This window comes from Rhodoglobus sp. (genome assembly GCF_053580035.1).
The window spans coordinates 276,578-291,024 of record NZ_JBMDVL010000002.1; the positions used below are offsets into that span (position 1 = coordinate 276,578).

15 protein-coding genes are annotated in these 14,447 nt (G+C 60.6%); 9 read left to right on the plus strand and 6 right to left on the minus strand.

What is annotated here, in order from left to right:
* Nucleotides 1-7: 7 nt before the first annotated feature.
* The 3 genes from ACOH1Z_RS10655 to ACOH1Z_RS10665 all read left to right on the plus strand — a co-directional run bounded on the left by ACOH1Z_RS10655 (nt 8) and on the right by ACOH1Z_RS10665 (nt 3,205).
* On the plus strand, nt 8-1,060 hold the full coding sequence (locus ACOH1Z_RS10655; RefSeq protein ID WP_449648467.1) for an ABC transporter substrate-binding protein: 1,053 nt from the start codon (nt 8-10) through the stop codon (nt 1,058-1,060).
* Nucleotides 1,061-1,136: 76 nt separating this feature from the next.
* Complete coding sequence (locus tag ACOH1Z_RS10660; protein WP_449648468.1) at nt 1,137-1,961, plus strand: ATP-binding cassette domain-containing protein; 825 nt, start codon at nt 1,137-1,139, stop codon at nt 1,959-1,961.
* Nucleotides 1,958-3,205, plus strand: coding sequence for a sugar ABC transporter permease (locus ACOH1Z_RS10665; protein WP_449648469.1), 1,248 nt, complete (start codon nt 1,958-1,960; stop codon nt 3,203-3,205). Before ACOH1Z_RS10660 ends, ACOH1Z_RS10665 begins: the two co-directional genes overlap by 4 nt.
* A gap of 126 nt (nt 3,206-3,331) precedes the next feature.
* On the opposite strand, the gene proC is transcribed toward ACOH1Z_RS10665, so the two are convergent.
* Nucleotides 3,332-4,159: a pyrroline-5-carboxylate reductase gene (gene proC, locus ACOH1Z_RS10670; RefSeq protein ID WP_449648470.1), complete on the minus strand. Its 828-nt coding sequence runs from the start codon at nt 4,157-4,159 to the stop codon at nt 3,332-3,334.
* 23 nt (nt 4,160-4,182) lie between these two features.
* Here proC and ACOH1Z_RS10675 point away from each other — a divergent pair, with 23 nt between their 5' ends.
* Together ACOH1Z_RS10675 and ACOH1Z_RS10680 are read left to right on the plus strand one after the other, a co-directional pair.
* The gene (locus ACOH1Z_RS10675) at nt 4,183-5,145 is read left to right on the plus strand and encodes a cation diffusion facilitator family transporter (protein WP_449648471.1); all 963 of its coding nucleotides are present in this window, start codon (nt 4,183-4,185) and stop codon (nt 5,143-5,145) included.
* 17 nt (nt 5,146-5,162) lie between these two features.
* Nucleotides 5,163-5,540: a hypothetical protein gene (locus ACOH1Z_RS10680; RefSeq protein WP_449648472.1), complete on the plus strand. Its 378-nt coding sequence runs from the start codon at nt 5,163-5,165 to the stop codon at nt 5,538-5,540.
* Between the two features lie 24 nt (nt 5,541-5,564).
* Here ACOH1Z_RS10680 and ACOH1Z_RS10685 read toward each other — a convergent pair whose 3' ends face one another.
* Nucleotides 5,565-5,996, minus strand: coding sequence for a nucleoside deaminase (locus ACOH1Z_RS10685; RefSeq protein WP_449648512.1), 432 nt, complete (start codon nt 5,994-5,996; stop codon nt 5,565-5,567).
* Nucleotides 5,997-6,060: 64 nt separating this feature from the next.
* Between ACOH1Z_RS10685 and upp the strand changes: the two genes are divergently transcribed.
* The 3 genes from upp (at nt 6,061) to ACOH1Z_RS10700 (ending at nt 8,549) form a co-directional block, all read left to right on the plus strand.
* On the plus strand, nt 6,061-6,693 hold the full coding sequence (upp, locus tag ACOH1Z_RS10690) for a uracil phosphoribosyltransferase (protein ID WP_449648473.1): 633 nt from the start codon (nt 6,061-6,063) through the stop codon (nt 6,691-6,693).
* 345 nt (nt 6,694-7,038) lie between these two features.
* Complete coding sequence (locus ACOH1Z_RS10695) at nt 7,039-7,827, plus strand: winged helix-turn-helix domain-containing protein (RefSeq protein WP_449648474.1); 789 nt, start codon at nt 7,039-7,041, stop codon at nt 7,825-7,827.
* Nucleotides 7,828-7,913: 86 nt separating this feature from the next.
* Nucleotides 7,914-8,549 (plus strand): pyridoxamine 5'-phosphate oxidase family protein, encoded by a 636-nt coding sequence (locus tag ACOH1Z_RS10700; protein WP_449648475.1) that lies wholly within the window; start codon nt 7,914-7,916, stop codon nt 8,547-8,549.
* A gap of 102 nt (nt 8,550-8,651) precedes the next feature.
* On the opposite strand, the gene ulaA is transcribed toward ACOH1Z_RS10700, so the two are convergent.
* From ulaA to ACOH1Z_RS10720, 4 genes are all read right to left on the minus strand, one after another.
* Nucleotides 8,652-10,184 carry a PTS ascorbate transporter subunit IIC gene (ulaA, locus tag ACOH1Z_RS10705; RefSeq protein ID WP_449648476.1) on the minus strand — a complete coding sequence of 511 codons (1,533 nt, stop codon included), beginning with the start codon at nt 10,182-10,184 and terminating at the stop codon, nt 8,652-8,654.
* 42 nt (nt 10,185-10,226) lie between these two features.
* Nucleotides 10,227-10,502: a PTS sugar transporter subunit IIB gene (locus tag ACOH1Z_RS10710; RefSeq protein WP_449648477.1), complete on the minus strand. Its 276-nt coding sequence runs from the start codon at nt 10,500-10,502 to the stop codon at nt 10,227-10,229.
* 27 nt (nt 10,503-10,529) lie between these two features.
* Nucleotides 10,530-10,982 carry a PTS sugar transporter subunit IIA gene (locus ACOH1Z_RS10715; protein ID WP_449648478.1) on the minus strand — a complete coding sequence of 151 codons (453 nt, stop codon included), beginning with the start codon at nt 10,980-10,982 and terminating at the stop codon, nt 10,530-10,532.
* 109 nt (nt 10,983-11,091) lie between these two features.
* Nucleotides 11,092-12,288: an ROK family protein gene (locus ACOH1Z_RS10720; protein WP_449648479.1), complete on the minus strand. Its 1,197-nt coding sequence runs from the start codon at nt 12,286-12,288 to the stop codon at nt 11,092-11,094.
* A 110-nt stretch (nt 12,289-12,398) separates the two neighbouring features.
* Between ACOH1Z_RS10720 and tkt the strand changes: the two genes are divergently transcribed.
* Nucleotides 12,399-14,429 carry a transketolase gene (gene tkt / locus ACOH1Z_RS10725; RefSeq protein ID WP_449648480.1) on the plus strand — a complete coding sequence of 677 codons (2,031 nt, stop codon included), beginning with the start codon at nt 12,399-12,401 and terminating at the stop codon, nt 14,427-14,429.
* Nucleotides 14,430-14,447: the final 18 nt, after the last annotated feature.

Below are 14,447 nucleotides of genomic sequence, written 5' to 3' on the forward strand. Positions count from 1 at the left end.
TCCGAGGTTGGCCAAAGCCATCGCCTCGCTGATGTTTGTCGCCGTGTTGCTGAGCGGATGCACGCTAGTTGACCTGAATGGCGCTGGTGCTGAGTACCGCATCGCGTTGTTGCTTCCGGAGTCAAAGACGGCTCGCTACGAAGCCTACGACCGACCATTCTTTGAGGCGAAGATCGCTGAACTGTGCCCGAAGTGTGAAGTGGTTTATGCCAACGCCGATCAAGATCCCGCGAAACAGCAACAGCAGGCCGAATCTGCGTTCGCCCAAGGAATCAGCGTTCTCGTGCTCGACCCCGTTGATTCATCTGCGGCCGTGACGATTGTCGCTTCAGCGCAATCCCGCAAGGTTCCGGTGATTTCCTATGACCGCTTGATCGGCAGTCCAGAACTCGCGTTTTGGGTGTCATTCGACAACGAGAAAGTCGGTTCGCTTCAGGGAAAAGCTCTCGTCGAGAAGCTCGCTGATCAGGGGCTCTCCTCTGGCAACATCGTGATGATCAACGGGTCGCCAACGGACAACAATTCGAGGCTCTTCAAAAAGGGCGCGCACAGCGTGATCGGCGGGAGTGCGTTCACCGTCATCGCCGAATTCGACACTCCCGATTGGAGCCCAGACAAGGCTCAAGAGTGGATGTCGAGCCAGGTCACGCAGTTCGGTGACAGCCTCGTTGGCGTCTACGCCGCAAATGACGCGACCGCTGGTGGTGCCATTGCTGCGCTCAAGGCTGGCGGGGTCAGCCCGCTGCCGCCTGTCACCGGGCAGGATGCTGAGCTGACTGCGATCCAGCGGATAGTGAGCGGCGACCAGTACATGACGGTGTACAAAGATCTCAAGCGTGAAGCGGAGATCGCCGCTACTCACGCGGTTGCCTTACTCAATGGCAAGACCCTTGTGGGGCTGAGTGAAGAAACCAACGGAATTCCCACGACCCTGTTAACGCCCGTCATCGTCACGATCGACAACATCATGGAGACCGTCGTTGCTGATGGTTTTTACACGGTTGAGCAGATTTGCACTCCCGAGTACGCCCAGGCGTGTGCGGCAGCGGGGATTCAGTAATGGCACACGACATCAGAGCTGAACTGAGCGGCGCTGCTACGAGGACGAAAGATTTGAGCACGGAAGAGAGCACTTCATGACCACAGTCACACCGACTAGTTCTGACGACGAGCCCATCCTTTCGCTGCGCGGCATCAACAAGTCGTTTGGCGCGATTAGAGCGTTGACCGATGTCTCTCTCGATATCTATCCCGGCGAAGTTGTCGCCATTGTTGGTGACAATGGCGCGGGCAAGTCGACTCTGGTGAAAATTCTGGCTGGCGTGCACCCGGCGAATTCGGGCACCATCACGCATTACGGTGATGAGGTTTCCCTTGCCAACCCCACGGATTCCCGTGACCTTGGCATCGCTACGGTGTTTCAAGATCTGGCACTGTGTGACAATCTCGATGTCGTTGCGAACCTCTTCCTGGGGCGTGAGCTGGGAACGCGCGCCCTCGATGAGGTCGAGATGGAACAGCGCACGTGGGAGTTGCTGCGGCAGCTTTCGGCGAAGATTCCGTCGGTGCGAACCCCCGTCGCCGGGCTCTCGGGCGGTCAACGCCAGACGGTCGCAATTGCGCGATCACTGATCGGCAATCCGTCCATCGTTGTGCTCGACGAGCCGACAGCGGCACTTGGTGTTGCCCAGACGGCCGAAGTATTGAACCTCATCGAACATTTGCGGGAGCGCGGGCACGGCATCGTGCTCGTCAGCCACAACATGGCCGATGTGCAAGCCGTCGCCGACCGCGTGGTCGTGTTGCGGCTTGGTCGAAACAACGGTGATTTTCCTGTCGCCGACGTGACCTACGAAGACATCATTGCCGCGATCACCGGCGCAACCGACAACGCGGTGACACGACGCGCAGGCCTGCAAGGCGCGATCTTTACTCGCGCCAAGGAAGGACTCAGCTCGTGAGCGACACCAAGCCCCCGCCACCAAGCAACAGCACTCCAGCGGTCGAACTCGCGCCCGCTGTTGGCATTGCCGAGACGTGGGCGGCGTTCCGTTCCCGCGTCAGCGGGGGCGACCTTGGAGCGATTCCGGTGGTCGTCGGGCTTGCCATCATTTGGACTGTCTTTCAGATTCTGAATCCGACATTCTTGTCGAGCGCCAACCTCGTCAACCTCGCAATGCAGTCTGCCGCGCTCGGCACCATCGCTCTTGGCGTCGTGCTCGTGCTGCTTCTCGCCCAGATAGACCTCTCCGTCGGCTCCCTCTCCGGACTTGCGGCCGCGATACTGGCAGTGACTTTCACCCAAATGAGCTGGCCCCTGCCCCTCGCTATCCTCGGCGCTCTCGCCGCTGGCGCACTGTTTGGCTGGTTCTACGGCTTCCTGCTGACCCGATTCGGCGTGCCAAGCTTTGTCATCACTCTGGCGGGCCTGCTCGGAGTACTCGGGCTACAACTGTGGGTGCTCGGCCGCCTCGGATCGATCAACATTCCCTTCGACTCCTGGATCGTGCAATTCGCCCAACTGATGTTTCTCCCCGCGTGGCTCTCGTACCTGCTCGCCGCGCTCGCAACCATCGTTTACGTTGGCTCGCATCTCTCGCTCGCCAACCGACGCCAACGAGCCGGACTGCTGCCAGAGCCACGCACCACCATCCTGCTGCGGGGTGGCCTCATGATCGTCGCGCTCCTGTTTGGAGCCTGGTACCTCAACCTTGACCGCGGCATCGGGCTCATGTTCCTGCTGTTCATCGTGCTCGTCATTGCCGTCGACTTTGCGCTCAAGCGCACGCGCTGGGGTCGCTCAATTTATGCGGTCGGCGGTAACGTTGAAGCAGCTAGACGTGCCGGAATCCGGGTTGATCGGGTCTACATTTCGGTGTTCATGGTTAGCGCAACGCTTGCCACCCTCGGCGGAGTTCTCGCCGCATCACGCTTGGCCGCCGCGAATCAGAGCAGCGGAGGCGGCGACACCAACCTCACCGCAATAGCTGCAGCCGTCATCGGCGGAGCTAGCCTGTTCGGCGGTCGCGGCAGCGCGTGGTCTGCTCTGCTCGGAATCGTCGTGATTCAGTCGATCTCCAGCGGCCTCACCCTGTTGAGCCTCGACTCATCAGTGCGCTACATGGTCACGGGAGCTGTGCTGCTGCTCGCCGTGATTATCGACTCGATGTCTCGTCGATCACGCGCACTCCACGGCCGCTTCTAGAAGCGGCCGCAGAGTCGCGAAAGCGGCGTCATGCTACAGAACGTTCGGTTGCCAGAACACTGGGTTTCCCGAACACTGGGTTTCCCGAACACTGGGTTTCCCGAACACTGGCAAGCGGGCTGCTGGTTAGCCGGCAGCGAGTTCCTTCGCCCGAGCCAGTGCTGCGGCTGTGGCGCGGTCAAAGATTGACTTGAGGTCTGCGGCCTGCAACTGCTCAACTGCACGCTCAGTGGTCCCCTTGGGGCTTGTCACTTGCTTGCGCAGCTGTTCGGGAGAGCTGTCGGATGCCGCAAGCAGCGCCAACGAACCCTCAAACGTTCCCGCAACCAACGTCAACGCCTGCTCCGGGGTGAACCCGAGATCGATGGCGGTGCGCGTGAACTCTTCAAGAATCAAGAAAACGTAGGCCGGGCCCGATCCCGATACCGTGCTGAGCGCATCAATCTGCGATTCGGGGGTTTCGACAACAGCACCAACCGTCTCGAAGACGGCACGCGCAATAGCGAGATCGTCTTCGGTTGCCCGTGATCCGGCACTGAGGCCTGTAACCGCTTTGCCGACGATGGCGGGAGTGTTGGGCATGGCACGCAACACAACGTTGTCGACGATGGCTTCCATCCGAGCCGTTGTCACACCGGCAGCAACGCTGACAACAATCGCGTCTGGTTCCAAGAACGGAGCAAGATCCGTCAACGTGTCGGGAATCATGTGTGGCTTAACGCCGAGCATGACGACCTTCGCGCCCTTCACCGCCTGAGCATTGCCGTCAGGCGTGTTTTCCAAAGCGAATGATTCAACACCCGCAGAGCGCACCGCAGCGGCCTTCGCTTCACTGCGATTAGTGACGCGGATGCCCCCGGTTACGGTCACCGAAGGGTCAATAAGACCCTGCAGGATGGCACCCCCCATTGATCCGGCGCCGACAATTGCAATGCTAGGAAGAGAAGTAGTCACTTGAACATCCTAGGATTGATCACATGAGCGCGTCAGGCGGAAACAAGGCAATCATCGCGGCACTGTTGGCAAATGCCGGAATTGCGGTAACAAAATTCGTTGCATTCCTCGTTTCGGGTTCAAGCTCGATGCTTGCCGAGAGCGTGCACTCCCTCGCAGACTCCGGCAATCAGGGGCTACTGCTGTTGGGCGGCAAGCAGGCAAAGAAGCACGCGGATGCCGAGCATCCATTCGGCTATGGCCGCGAGCGCTACGTCTACGCCTTTGTGGTGTCGATCATCCTGTTCTCGGTCGGTGGCGTGTTCTCGCTGTACGAGGGCGTCAGTAAGCTGCAGAATCCGCATCCGCTTGAGCAGGCGTGGCTGCCGATCACCGTGCTCCTGATCGCCATCGTTCTTGAGTCGTTCTCGCTGCGCACCGCCGTACGGGAATCAAATCTGGTGCGCGGCAAGCAGAGTTGGATCGCATTCGTGCGTCACGCTAAGGCGCCAGAGTTGCCCGTTGTACTTCTCGAAGACGTTGCAGCCCTTCTCGGACTCACCTTTGCACTCTTCGGTGTTGGACTCACGATCATCACCGACGACTCGCTGTGGGATGCCGTCGGCACGATCGCCATCGGAATCCTCTTGATCATCGTCGCGATCATTCTCGGCATCGAAACCAAGAGCCTTCTCGTGGGAGAAGGCGCAACGGTCGCGCAACGCAACCTCATTCGCGACACCATCAACGCGCACCCCGATGTTCGCTCGCTCATCCACATGAAGACGCTCTACCTGGGCCCAGAAGAACTATTGGTCGCCGCCAAGATCGACTTCGGAGCACTCTCCCGAGTCTCGGATGTCGCAGCAAGCATCGACAGCGTCGAACGAGAAATCCGTGCAGCAGAACCCATGGCGCGCGTGATCTACATCGAGCCAGACGTCTACCGTCGCCCCACCGAATTTGCACCACCCACTGATGCGATCGTCATCAAGGGCAACGACTAAAGAAAGTATCGGAAACCATGTCTCTTTTCGCCATAATTCTCGTCCTTCACTTCCTCGGACTCTCGCTGATTATCGGCGCCTTCTTTATTCAGCTAGGCCGCAAGCAAGGGTTCCAGTTCGGAACCATGCTCATCGGTGCCATCACGCAGCTCGTCACTGGACTTGCAATGGTTGGCCTCGCCGAAGCAAGCGGCGATGGCGACCTCAGCTACACCAAAATCGCCGTGAAGACCGTCTTCGCCGTCGTCGTGCTGGTGGCCGTCATCATCGCGCAGACACGCCAGGCGAAAGCCCTTTCCGCCGGAACCGCCGAAAAGAAGGCCGTCATCCCGTTCATGCACATCGCCGGACTAGGCGCTCTCATCAACGTTTTCGTTGCGGTGCTCTGGCACTAGAGCCCTAACGTTGGGGCCGGTTGACTAGCGGCGGGCCTCAAAAAAGTCCGTGAGCAGGGCAGCACACGCTGCCGCGCGGATGCCAGCAACAACCTCAACCTTGTGCGGAAGCCGACGGTCACGCAGCAGATCATTAACGCTGCCTGCTGCGCCGGCTTTTTCGTCCCACGCCCCAAACACCACGCGCGGGATGCGGGCCTGCAGAATCGCGCCAGCACACATCGTGCACGGCTCAAGCGTGACCACGAGAGTCATCGAGTCGAGCCGCCACGAACCGGTGGCCGCGGCAGCAGCCCGGATTGCCACAACCTCGGCGTGCGCCGTTGGATCGCCCGTGAGCTCCCGCTCATTGCGCCCAATGGAGACGAGATTGTCGTGCTCATCGAAGACGAGAGCGGCGACAGGAACGTCGGCAGAATCGGCCGTGAGCTTCGCCTCAGCGATGGCCCGCGTCATCCATTGATCGAACTTTGTCACGATCGGTTCTCCAACTGGTCTGCACCTCAAGTAGATTTAGCCTATGCGAGTTCACGTTGCCGACCACCCGCTCATCACGCACAAGCTCACCGTGCTGCGCGACAAGAACACCGCGGCCCCCACTTTTCGGGCGCTGACGGAAGAACTGGTGACCCTGCTGGCCTATGAGGCCACTCGTTCCGTGCGCGTTGAACCGGTCGACATTGAGACCCCGGTCACGAAGACCACGGGAGTCGCAATCAGCTCGCCCAAGCCACTCGTTGTGCCCATCTTGCGCGCCGGACTCGGAATGCTTGAGGGCATGGTGAAACTCGTTCCCACCGCCGAAGTCGGCTTCTTAGGCATGGTGCGCAACGAAGAGACCCTGCAACCAGACACCTACGCCGAGCGCCTGCCCGACGACCTGTCGAACCGCCAGTGCTTCGTACTCGACCCCATGCTGGCCACCGGAGGTTCGCTCATCGCTGCCATCCAGTACCTGCTCGACCGTGGGGCAACGGATGTCACGGCCGTCTGCATCCTCGGAGCGCCCGAAGGTCTCGCCGCCGTCGAAAAAGCGATGGAGGGCCGCGATGTCACGATCGTCCTCGGTGCCCTTGACGAACGCCTCAACGAGAACGGCTACATCGTGCCAGGACTCGGCGACGCTGGCGACCGACTCTACGGTCTCGTCTAGCCCCAAATTTTCCGCGCGCAACTTGACAGAGGCGCGCTGCATGAAACATCATTGCAACCATGACTGTACAAACTCGCGACCTGACCGCCCTCGTGGCTTCCAGGACCGCTAGCGCGATGCTGAAGAGCACTGCGGTGGCGGGCACTGCGCCTGTAAGTGCGGCTTCGTGTTGTCGAATGTGTGCCTAGTCGGCCAACCTGCGCCGGACATTCTCACCAGATGGGATGCCCCCAGATTTTCGTCCTCATAACGGCGACTATCTAGCTCGACACACTATTTTTTTCCGAAGGATCACACCCTCATCATCAGAGGCCCTTCACCCCTTATCCAAGGATTTCTGGACCCATGTCTCTCGCAACCATCGAACGTACCCCTCGCACCTCTTTCGCTCCGGCGGCCCCCGCCCCTGCGCCAACTCACACGGCGGCTCGCGAACTGTCGCTTGCCGTGCAACCAGCCCGCAACCCTCGCACGGCGGTAGCCCCGGCGCCTGCTGCTCCCGCAACGGAGGCACCTCGCCTTCGCGCTGTTCCTCAGGGCACCGAAGCTCGCGGCTTCGTGCTCTACGTCGGAATCGACGAGCTGAAAGCCGCCGCCGCAGGCACCGATCTCAGCGCAATTGTTGAGCAGCTCAAGCTCCTCACGCAGCAACTCGTACCCGGCTCTGAAACTCACGCCGCTGTTGCTCTCGCCCCGGTGGGTGCTGGCGGACGCGACGTTGATGTAGTGCGCCTCGCCCTTCAGGACCCCTCAGCTCTCGCTAAGCACCGCCAGGTGGAAGAGCCAGAGGAAAAAGAAGCCAGCGGCGTCATCGTTGATCTTTCACGCAAGCGCGTGCTCATCGACGACGAACCAGCAGCGCTCACGTACAAAGAATTCGAACTCCTGCAGTTCCTGATTCTGCGCGAATCACAGACCATCGCTCGCGCTCAGCTGATCTCGACTCTCTGGTCTGCCGAAGACGACGAAGCGCCAAACGAGCGCACGATCGACGTGCACATCCGTCGCCTGCGCTCCAAGCTCGGTGCGTACGAAGATGTTGTTCGTACGGTTCGTGGCATCGGGTACCGCTACGACCGTCATCCGGATGTCTCGGTGCGCTTCGCCTCGACGCCCAGCCCCGACTTTATCTAGGGCGCACCGCTAGCCACTAACGGCACACACTGGACCACTCCGGTTCGCTGTGGAGGTTCAGCGCGGCCCCGTGCCACACTGACCGAATGAGCAGAACGAATGCCACTCGGATGCCCGAACTGATGTCACAGGATCGCGAAGCGTTGAACGCGCTGCTCGATTCGGAGATTGTCGGGAATGTCGCCTACGTAAATGACGATGGCACGCCAGGGGTCATACCGACTGCGGTTGCTCGGCTTGGTGATTCGCTCATCGTGCACGGATCGACCGGCTCGCGGTGGATGCGCCTCGTCGCCGGATCCCCAGCGGCAGTGTCCGTCACCTCGCTCGGCGGGATCGTTGTAGCCCGATCGGCATTTGAGTCATCGCTGATCTATAGCAGCGCCGTGCTGTTCGGATCCTTTCAGGTGCTCGACGGAGACGAAAAATCTGCCGCACTCAACGCGCTAACCGACAAGCTGATTCCCGGTCGCCTTAGCGAAGTTCGCCCAAACAACAAGAAAGAGCTCGCGGCAACACTCGTACTCGCCCTGCCCATCGACGAGTGGTCTCTCCGCGTCTCCAATGGCTGGCCGGAAGACCCCGACGACGATATCGCCGGTGATGCATGGGCCGGCCACGTGCGATTTGGAACGGCCCCCGCGACAGTTATTGATGCCCCTGATCTGCGGTCGGGCATCCACGCACCAGGGTCGGTTCGAGCACTGCACGACCGCAGCTGACGGACAGCAAGCGATTGACAGAAAGTTGGCGACCAACAGAAAAGGGCGCCACCCCCGAAGGAATGGCGCCCAGTCGAGCTACCCGAAAGCTCGACTCTGCGGTTAAGCCTGTGTTTCTACAGTGGGTTCAGCAGCAGCCTTTGCTGCCGCTTTCTCCGCTGCCTTCTCCTCTTCAGCTTTCTCAGCCTCGATAGCGAGCCACGCATCACGCTTGGCTCCCGGCACCCAACCCGTATTGACGACACGGATCTGGAAGATGGATGCCACAACTACGAGCACGACCGCGATCGCAATGGTCAGCACCACTCCCACTGCCGGCACACCGCTCAGCAGGCTGACGCCGATGAGAGTTCCGAACCAACCGAAGTCGGCATCGCCGAAGGTGCTGTTGGCGAATCCGAGCTCGCCGAGCACGAGCAGCAGGATCGCCGGCAGAATCGTGATGAGAACACCGTTGACGAAACCACCAACGACAGCACCAATTCGTCCACCGGTTGCGTTGCCGTAGACACCGGCACCACCACCCGTGAAGAAGTGCGGAACCATGCCGGGCAGGATGAGCGCCAGTCCGAAGACCGGGCCAAGCCACGTTGCCAGCAGTGCAAGCGAGATGAGTCCACCGAGGAACGATGCGAGGAATCCGATCAGCACAGCGTTAGCAGCGAAGGGGAACACCAGCGGAATGTCGAGGGCCGGCTTGGCCCCAGGAACAACCTTTTCGGCGATTCCCTGGAACGCAGGAACAAGCTCGCCGAGGATCGTGCGCACACCATAGAGGATGATTGCGACACCAACACCGAACTGCAGGGCCTGAGCAAATGCGGCCATGATGTAGGCACCGGCATCCGCGGATCCGAAGACGTCAAACGCTTCTTGTTGCGGCAGGGCGATGAGGCCCCAGACGGCGAAGACCATGTAGATGAGCACCATCGAGATTGCGGTGGCGACCATCGAGTCACGCAGGAACTTGAGGCCCTGCGGGAAGTTGATCTTCTCTGTGGAGTGACTCTTCTGACCGGTTGCCTGACCTGCAGCACCGGCAGCGATGTAGCCGAGGGTTCCGAAGTGGCCGATAGCGATCGTGTCGTCGCCCGTGATCTTCTTCGTCCACGGGTGAGCGAATGCCGGCATCACGACCATGATTACGCCGAGCAGCAGTGCGCCGATCAGAATGACGAGCCAGTTGAGGTCTGGACCGAAACCAACGGAAAGCACAACGCTGAGCAGCAGCGCCATGAACACCATGTGGTGACCGGTGAGGAACACGTACTTGAGCGGCGTGAACCGGGCAAGGGCGAGCATCACGATGAAGCCAAGGGTGAGAACGTAGGCGCTAGTAGCCCCGTACTCAACCGAGGCGAGGGCCGTGATGACCTCGTTGGTGGGGATGACGCCCTGAGCTCCCGTGACCCGGAGGATGAGGTCGCCGAGTGGGTTGAGCGAGCCAACCACGACTCCGGCTCCAGCACCCAAGATCAGGAATCCGAGTGCAGCCTTAAGGCCACCGCCAATTACGGCTCCGGCTGGCCGCTTAAGAGCGATGAGGCCGACCGCGGTGATAATTCCGACGAGGTACGCCGGAACGTTGAGGATCTGTTGTCCGATAAAATTCAAGACTACAACTAGCCACTCCATTGTGTTCTCCCTTGAGGTTGTTAGTTAGTGAAAGGTGAAGCGTTATTCGGGCAGCGCTGCCTTGAGCTTTGCGGTAATTTCTTCGAGGTCGAAGAAGTTGTCGATGATGATGACATTCGCCGGAACATCACCAATCTCCGGGGCGAGTTCTTCCGAAGTGAGCACGATTTGAGCGTCGCGAGCCATACCGCGGGCAACACCGATATCGGCAGCTTCAACATCGGCGTCAACTCCGAGTGTGCGAAGAACCTTTTCTGCATTCATTTTCAGGAGAACGGATGTACCGATTCCCATTCCACAGACCGCAACGATCTTCATGTGTGTGCCTTTCGCTATCGCAGTGGGCTACTGCGTGGTCTCTCGGATGAGTGCCCGGAGTTGTTCAGGGTTTGTCGCCTCGAGGAGGCGGTCGATGTCGCCGCTGAGTACACCGGCAAGATTCGACATGGTGGCGAGGTGAGAGTCATGGTCGACAGCCGCGAGTCCGACAACGAGCCGTACGGGGTCGTTGGCGGAGTGACCGAATTCGATCGGGTTAGCAAGGCTGACCCAGCTAATTCCGGTCTTCAGCACGGCAGGAGAGGGTCGGGAGTGCGCTAGCGCGATGGACGGCGCGATCACAATGTAGGGACCAAGTTCTTCAACAGCGCGAATCATTTCGGCCGTGTATTCGTCGGTGGTTGATCCCGTTGCCGTGAGGGCATCACCGGCGAGGCGAACGGCGGCCCGCCAGTCGCTGGCTTCTGCGCGCAAGACGATCGCGTCATCGCTCAGTTCGTCTGCCAAAGTTTCGCTCACTGCATCCTGCTCTCTCGCCGGCCATTCGCCCCGTCGCTAAATGACAGCGGTGGGCGATTGCGAGCCTAGTCCCCCAACGGGACTTATGTCTACGAATAGCCCTAAGTGGCTATTTCTCGCCATACTTCTCAAGCGAGGCACCAGCTTCGCGCGTCAAACGACTGATGCGGTCAGCCTCGAACAAGGCATCTTGCGCAATAAGCGACGCCCCGACAATTCCTGCCTTGTGACCAAGCCGCGCCGGAATAACCACGAGATCCCGGCGAGAAAACGCTGTAGCGTCGCGAAGGAGACGCTCGCGAATCGGATCAAGGAAGATCGCACCGGCATGCGCAATGTTGCCGCCGACAACGACCGCCGATGGATTCAACAGAGCTACCGGATCAAGCAAAGCCTCACCGATCTGGCTACCGGCATGCTCCAATATTTGGGAGACCCCCTGATGGCCGCTGGCCGCGAGCGCCACAATGTCAGCACTCGTGCGCACCGAAGTGCCGAGCGCGCTCAGCTCGCGTTTGATCGCACGACCGCTGGCCACCGTATCGAGGCATCCGACTCGACCGCACAAGCACTCCTCTTCGCCGCCGGCGGGCGAGTGAGCCAAATCTCCCGCTCCACCACGACCACCGTGATAGACACGGCCGTCGAACACCAGGCCACAACCGATACCCATGCCGACCTTCAACACGATCGCGTCGCTGTATTCAGGCCACCCCAACCGATGCTCCCCCACCGCGAGAATGTTCACGTCGCGATCGACAGCGAACACCGCTCGGTAGTCGTCGGGAAAATAGTCCTTGACGACGACATCCGCCCACTGGGCATTGAGCTGCGGCGAAGCGATGCGGCCGCTCACCGGGTCGACGGGGCCGGGCACTCCAACACCGATGCCGCGCACGTCGATGCGCGATTTGCCGAGCAGCCCGAGCATGTGGTCAAAGACTTGGCAACTCCAGTCGAAGATGTCATCTGGTCCGTGATCGAGGCCGATATCCGCTTCATCCTCAAGGAGGATGGTCGATACGAGGTCGGTGATCGCGAGTCGCGAGTGTGATCCGCCGATGTCCATTGCCAAAAGTAAGCCGGCGTCCTTATTGACGACGAACTCTTCTGGCGGGCGACCACCACGAGAATCGGATTGGCCAGCGCTAACGATAATGCGAGCGTTGAGCAGTTCATCGAGCCGACGGGCGAGCGTAATTCGCGACCAGCCAAGCTGCACGATGAGGTCGGAACGAGTTGTCGCCTCTCCAGAACGGATGAGGTCAAGCACGACACCAGAACCCGTTGAGATCACGTGCGCCATAGCTTTGTCCTCCGCATTGTGACCAACCCTCGGGGAAAGTCTACTTCGTGACTGTGCAGATATTTCTGCACACGTTGACTTTAGTACACTTGTAGACCAAAGTGTCAGGTATGTCAGAAACCGGCCTCCCCACTCTCGAAAACCTCACCTCCGCTGAGGCAGACGCCGTGCGCGCCGCCATCGCCATCCCCGCCCACGTCGTGCAGGCCAAGGGCCACGGCCACGGCGGAACAGCGATGGCGCTCGCACCATTGGCCCACGTGCTCTACCAGCGAATCTTGCGCCACAACCCCAGCAACCCCGAGTGGCTCGGCCGTGACCGACTCGTTCTCTCCGCCGGACACGCCAGCCTGCTGCTGTATGTGCAGCTGTTTCTGACGGGCTACGGACTGGAGCTCGACGAGTTGGCCAAAAGCCGCACCCTCGATAGCCGCACCCCCGGGCATCCGGAACTCGGCCACACCCCCGGAATCGAAATGAGCACCGGCCCGCTCGGCCAAGGAGTCGCCTCGGCCGTCGGAATGGCGTTGGCTTCCCGCCGCGGACGTGCACTCTTCGCGCCAAACCTCCCCCGACTCGACAGCACCACTTGGGTAATCGCCGGAGATGGCTGTATGCAAGAAGGCGTCAGCGGTGAAGCCTCAAGCCTTGCCGGTACTCTCGGTCTCGACAACCTCGTCGTGATGTGGGACGACAATAACGTCACGATTGACTCAACGGGCGAAGCAGCCTTCAGCGAGGATGTGCGCGCTCGTTACGCCGCCTATGGCTGGCGCGTGCTCGAGATCAATGACGCCAGCGACCTCGACGAGATCGAGGCGGTACTCACTGAAGCGAAGGCGCGCGATGGCCGCCCGACCTTCGTTGCTATCCGCAGCGTCATTGGCGCACCATCAGCCGAATTCTCTGGCAAGCCCGCCGCCCACTCCGGCGGTTTCGGTGACGACGAAGTTGCGGCGATCAAGACCTCACTCGGGTTTGCGCCGGATGCTCCGCTCGAAGATCTCGTGACCGATGACGCTCTCAGCTTTGCGCGGGGCGCTCTCACCCGCGGTCAGACTCTTGAAGATGAATGGAATGCGGCTCTCGCGACCTGGAAGGCTGCGGAGCCTGACGCTGCGAGCACGTGGCACTCCTTCCGGAATCCAGATAGCTCGGCAGCACTGGGCGCGCTCGAATCAATCGAACTGCCCGCTGTCGGTACCCCGTCAGCAACTCGCAAGCTCAACAGCGTCGCCATTAAGGCCCTACAGAACGTGTCATCGCTCTGGGGCGGTTCAGCAGACCTCGCCGGATCTACCGGGGTAGAGGTGCCCGGCTCCGCCGTGACCGCGAGCAACCCTGGCGGCGAATTCATCCGCTTCGGGATTCGTGAGCACGCCATGGCAGCGATACTCAACGGCATCGCAATACAGGGGCCATGGCGACCGTTTGCGTCGACGTACCTCGTGTTCAGCGATTACATGCGGCCGAGCATCCGTCTCGCTGCATTGATGCAGTTGCCGACGGTTTATGTGTTCACCCACGACAGTGTTGCCGTTGGTGAGGATGGGCCGACACATCAGCCTGTTGAGCAAGTTGCCTCGCTGCGCACTGTGCCCGGGCTTGATGTGGTGCGCCCAGCGGATGCCGCCGAAGTGGTGTCCGTGTGGAAGCGCCTCATTGCGCAGCCTCTCGGCCCCACGGCTCTCGTATTCTCGCGCCAGGATGTTCCGGTTCTGCACGAACGCGACGACTTGGATGCCAAGGTCGCCCACGGCGCTTATGTTGCGTGGCAGCACGGCGACGGTCTCGATCTCGCGCTCATCGCTACCGGCAGTGAGGTTTCGCTTGCCCTTGAGGCGGCAGAAGCATTGGCTGCGGATGGCGTTGGGGTGCGGGTTATTTCGATGCCCAGCGTTGAGTGGTTTGCCGCGAGCGATGCTGCGTACCGCGAGTCTGTTCTCCCTGCTTCCGTTGCTGCCCGTGTTGCCGTTGAGGCCGGACGCGGTGATGGGTGGTACCGCTGGGTGGGACTTGACGGTGAAGTGGTTAGCGTTGAAGATTTCGGCGAATCCGGTTCAGGGGCGCAGGTTATGGCCCGTCGCGGGATCACGTTAGAGGCTGTGCTGGCGGCTGCTCGCCGCACGCTGGGCAACTAGGGTCGCCCCTCAGACGCT

What these genes read in the sequence shown, in the direction of transcription:
- ACOH1Z_RS10660 (WP_449648468.1), top strand. Translation starts at nt 1,137, where the DNA reads ATGACCACAGTCACACCGACTAGTTCTGACGACGAGCCCATCCTTTCG.
- ACOH1Z_RS10675 (WP_449648471.1), top strand. Translation starts at nt 4,183, where the DNA reads ATGAGCGCGTCAGGCGGAAACAAGGCAATCATCGCGGCACTGTTGGCA.
- ACOH1Z_RS10680 (WP_449648472.1), top strand. Translation starts at nt 5,163, where the DNA reads ATGTCTCTTTTCGCCATAATTCTCGTCCTTCACTTCCTCGGACTCTCG.
- ACOH1Z_RS10685 (WP_449648512.1), bottom strand. Translation starts at nt 5,996, where the DNA reads ATGACGCGGGCCATCGCTGAGGCGAAGCTCACGGCCGATTCTGCCGAC.
- upp (WP_449648473.1), top strand. Translation starts at nt 6,061, where the DNA reads ATGCGAGTTCACGTTGCCGACCACCCGCTCATCACGCACAAGCTCACC.
- ACOH1Z_RS10695 (WP_449648474.1), top strand. Translation starts at nt 7,039, where the DNA reads ATGTCTCTCGCAACCATCGAACGTACCCCTCGCACCTCTTTCGCTCCG.
- ACOH1Z_RS10700 (WP_449648475.1), top strand. Translation starts at nt 7,914, where the DNA reads ATGAGCAGAACGAATGCCACTCGGATGCCCGAACTGATGTCACAGGAT.
- ulaA (WP_449648476.1), bottom strand. Translation starts at nt 10,184, where the DNA reads ATGGAGTGGCTAGTTGTAGTCTTGAATTTTATCGGACAACAGATCCTC.
- ACOH1Z_RS10710 (WP_449648477.1), bottom strand. Translation starts at nt 10,502, where the DNA reads ATGAAGATCGTTGCGGTCTGTGGAATGGGAATCGGTACATCCGTTCTC.
- ACOH1Z_RS10720 (WP_449648479.1), bottom strand. Translation starts at nt 12,288, where the DNA reads ATGGCGCACGTGATCTCAACGGGTTCTGGTGTCGTGCTTGACCTCATC.
- tkt (WP_449648480.1), top strand. Translation starts at nt 12,399, where the DNA reads ATGTCAGAAACCGGCCTCCCCACTCTCGAAAACCTCACCTCCGCTGAG.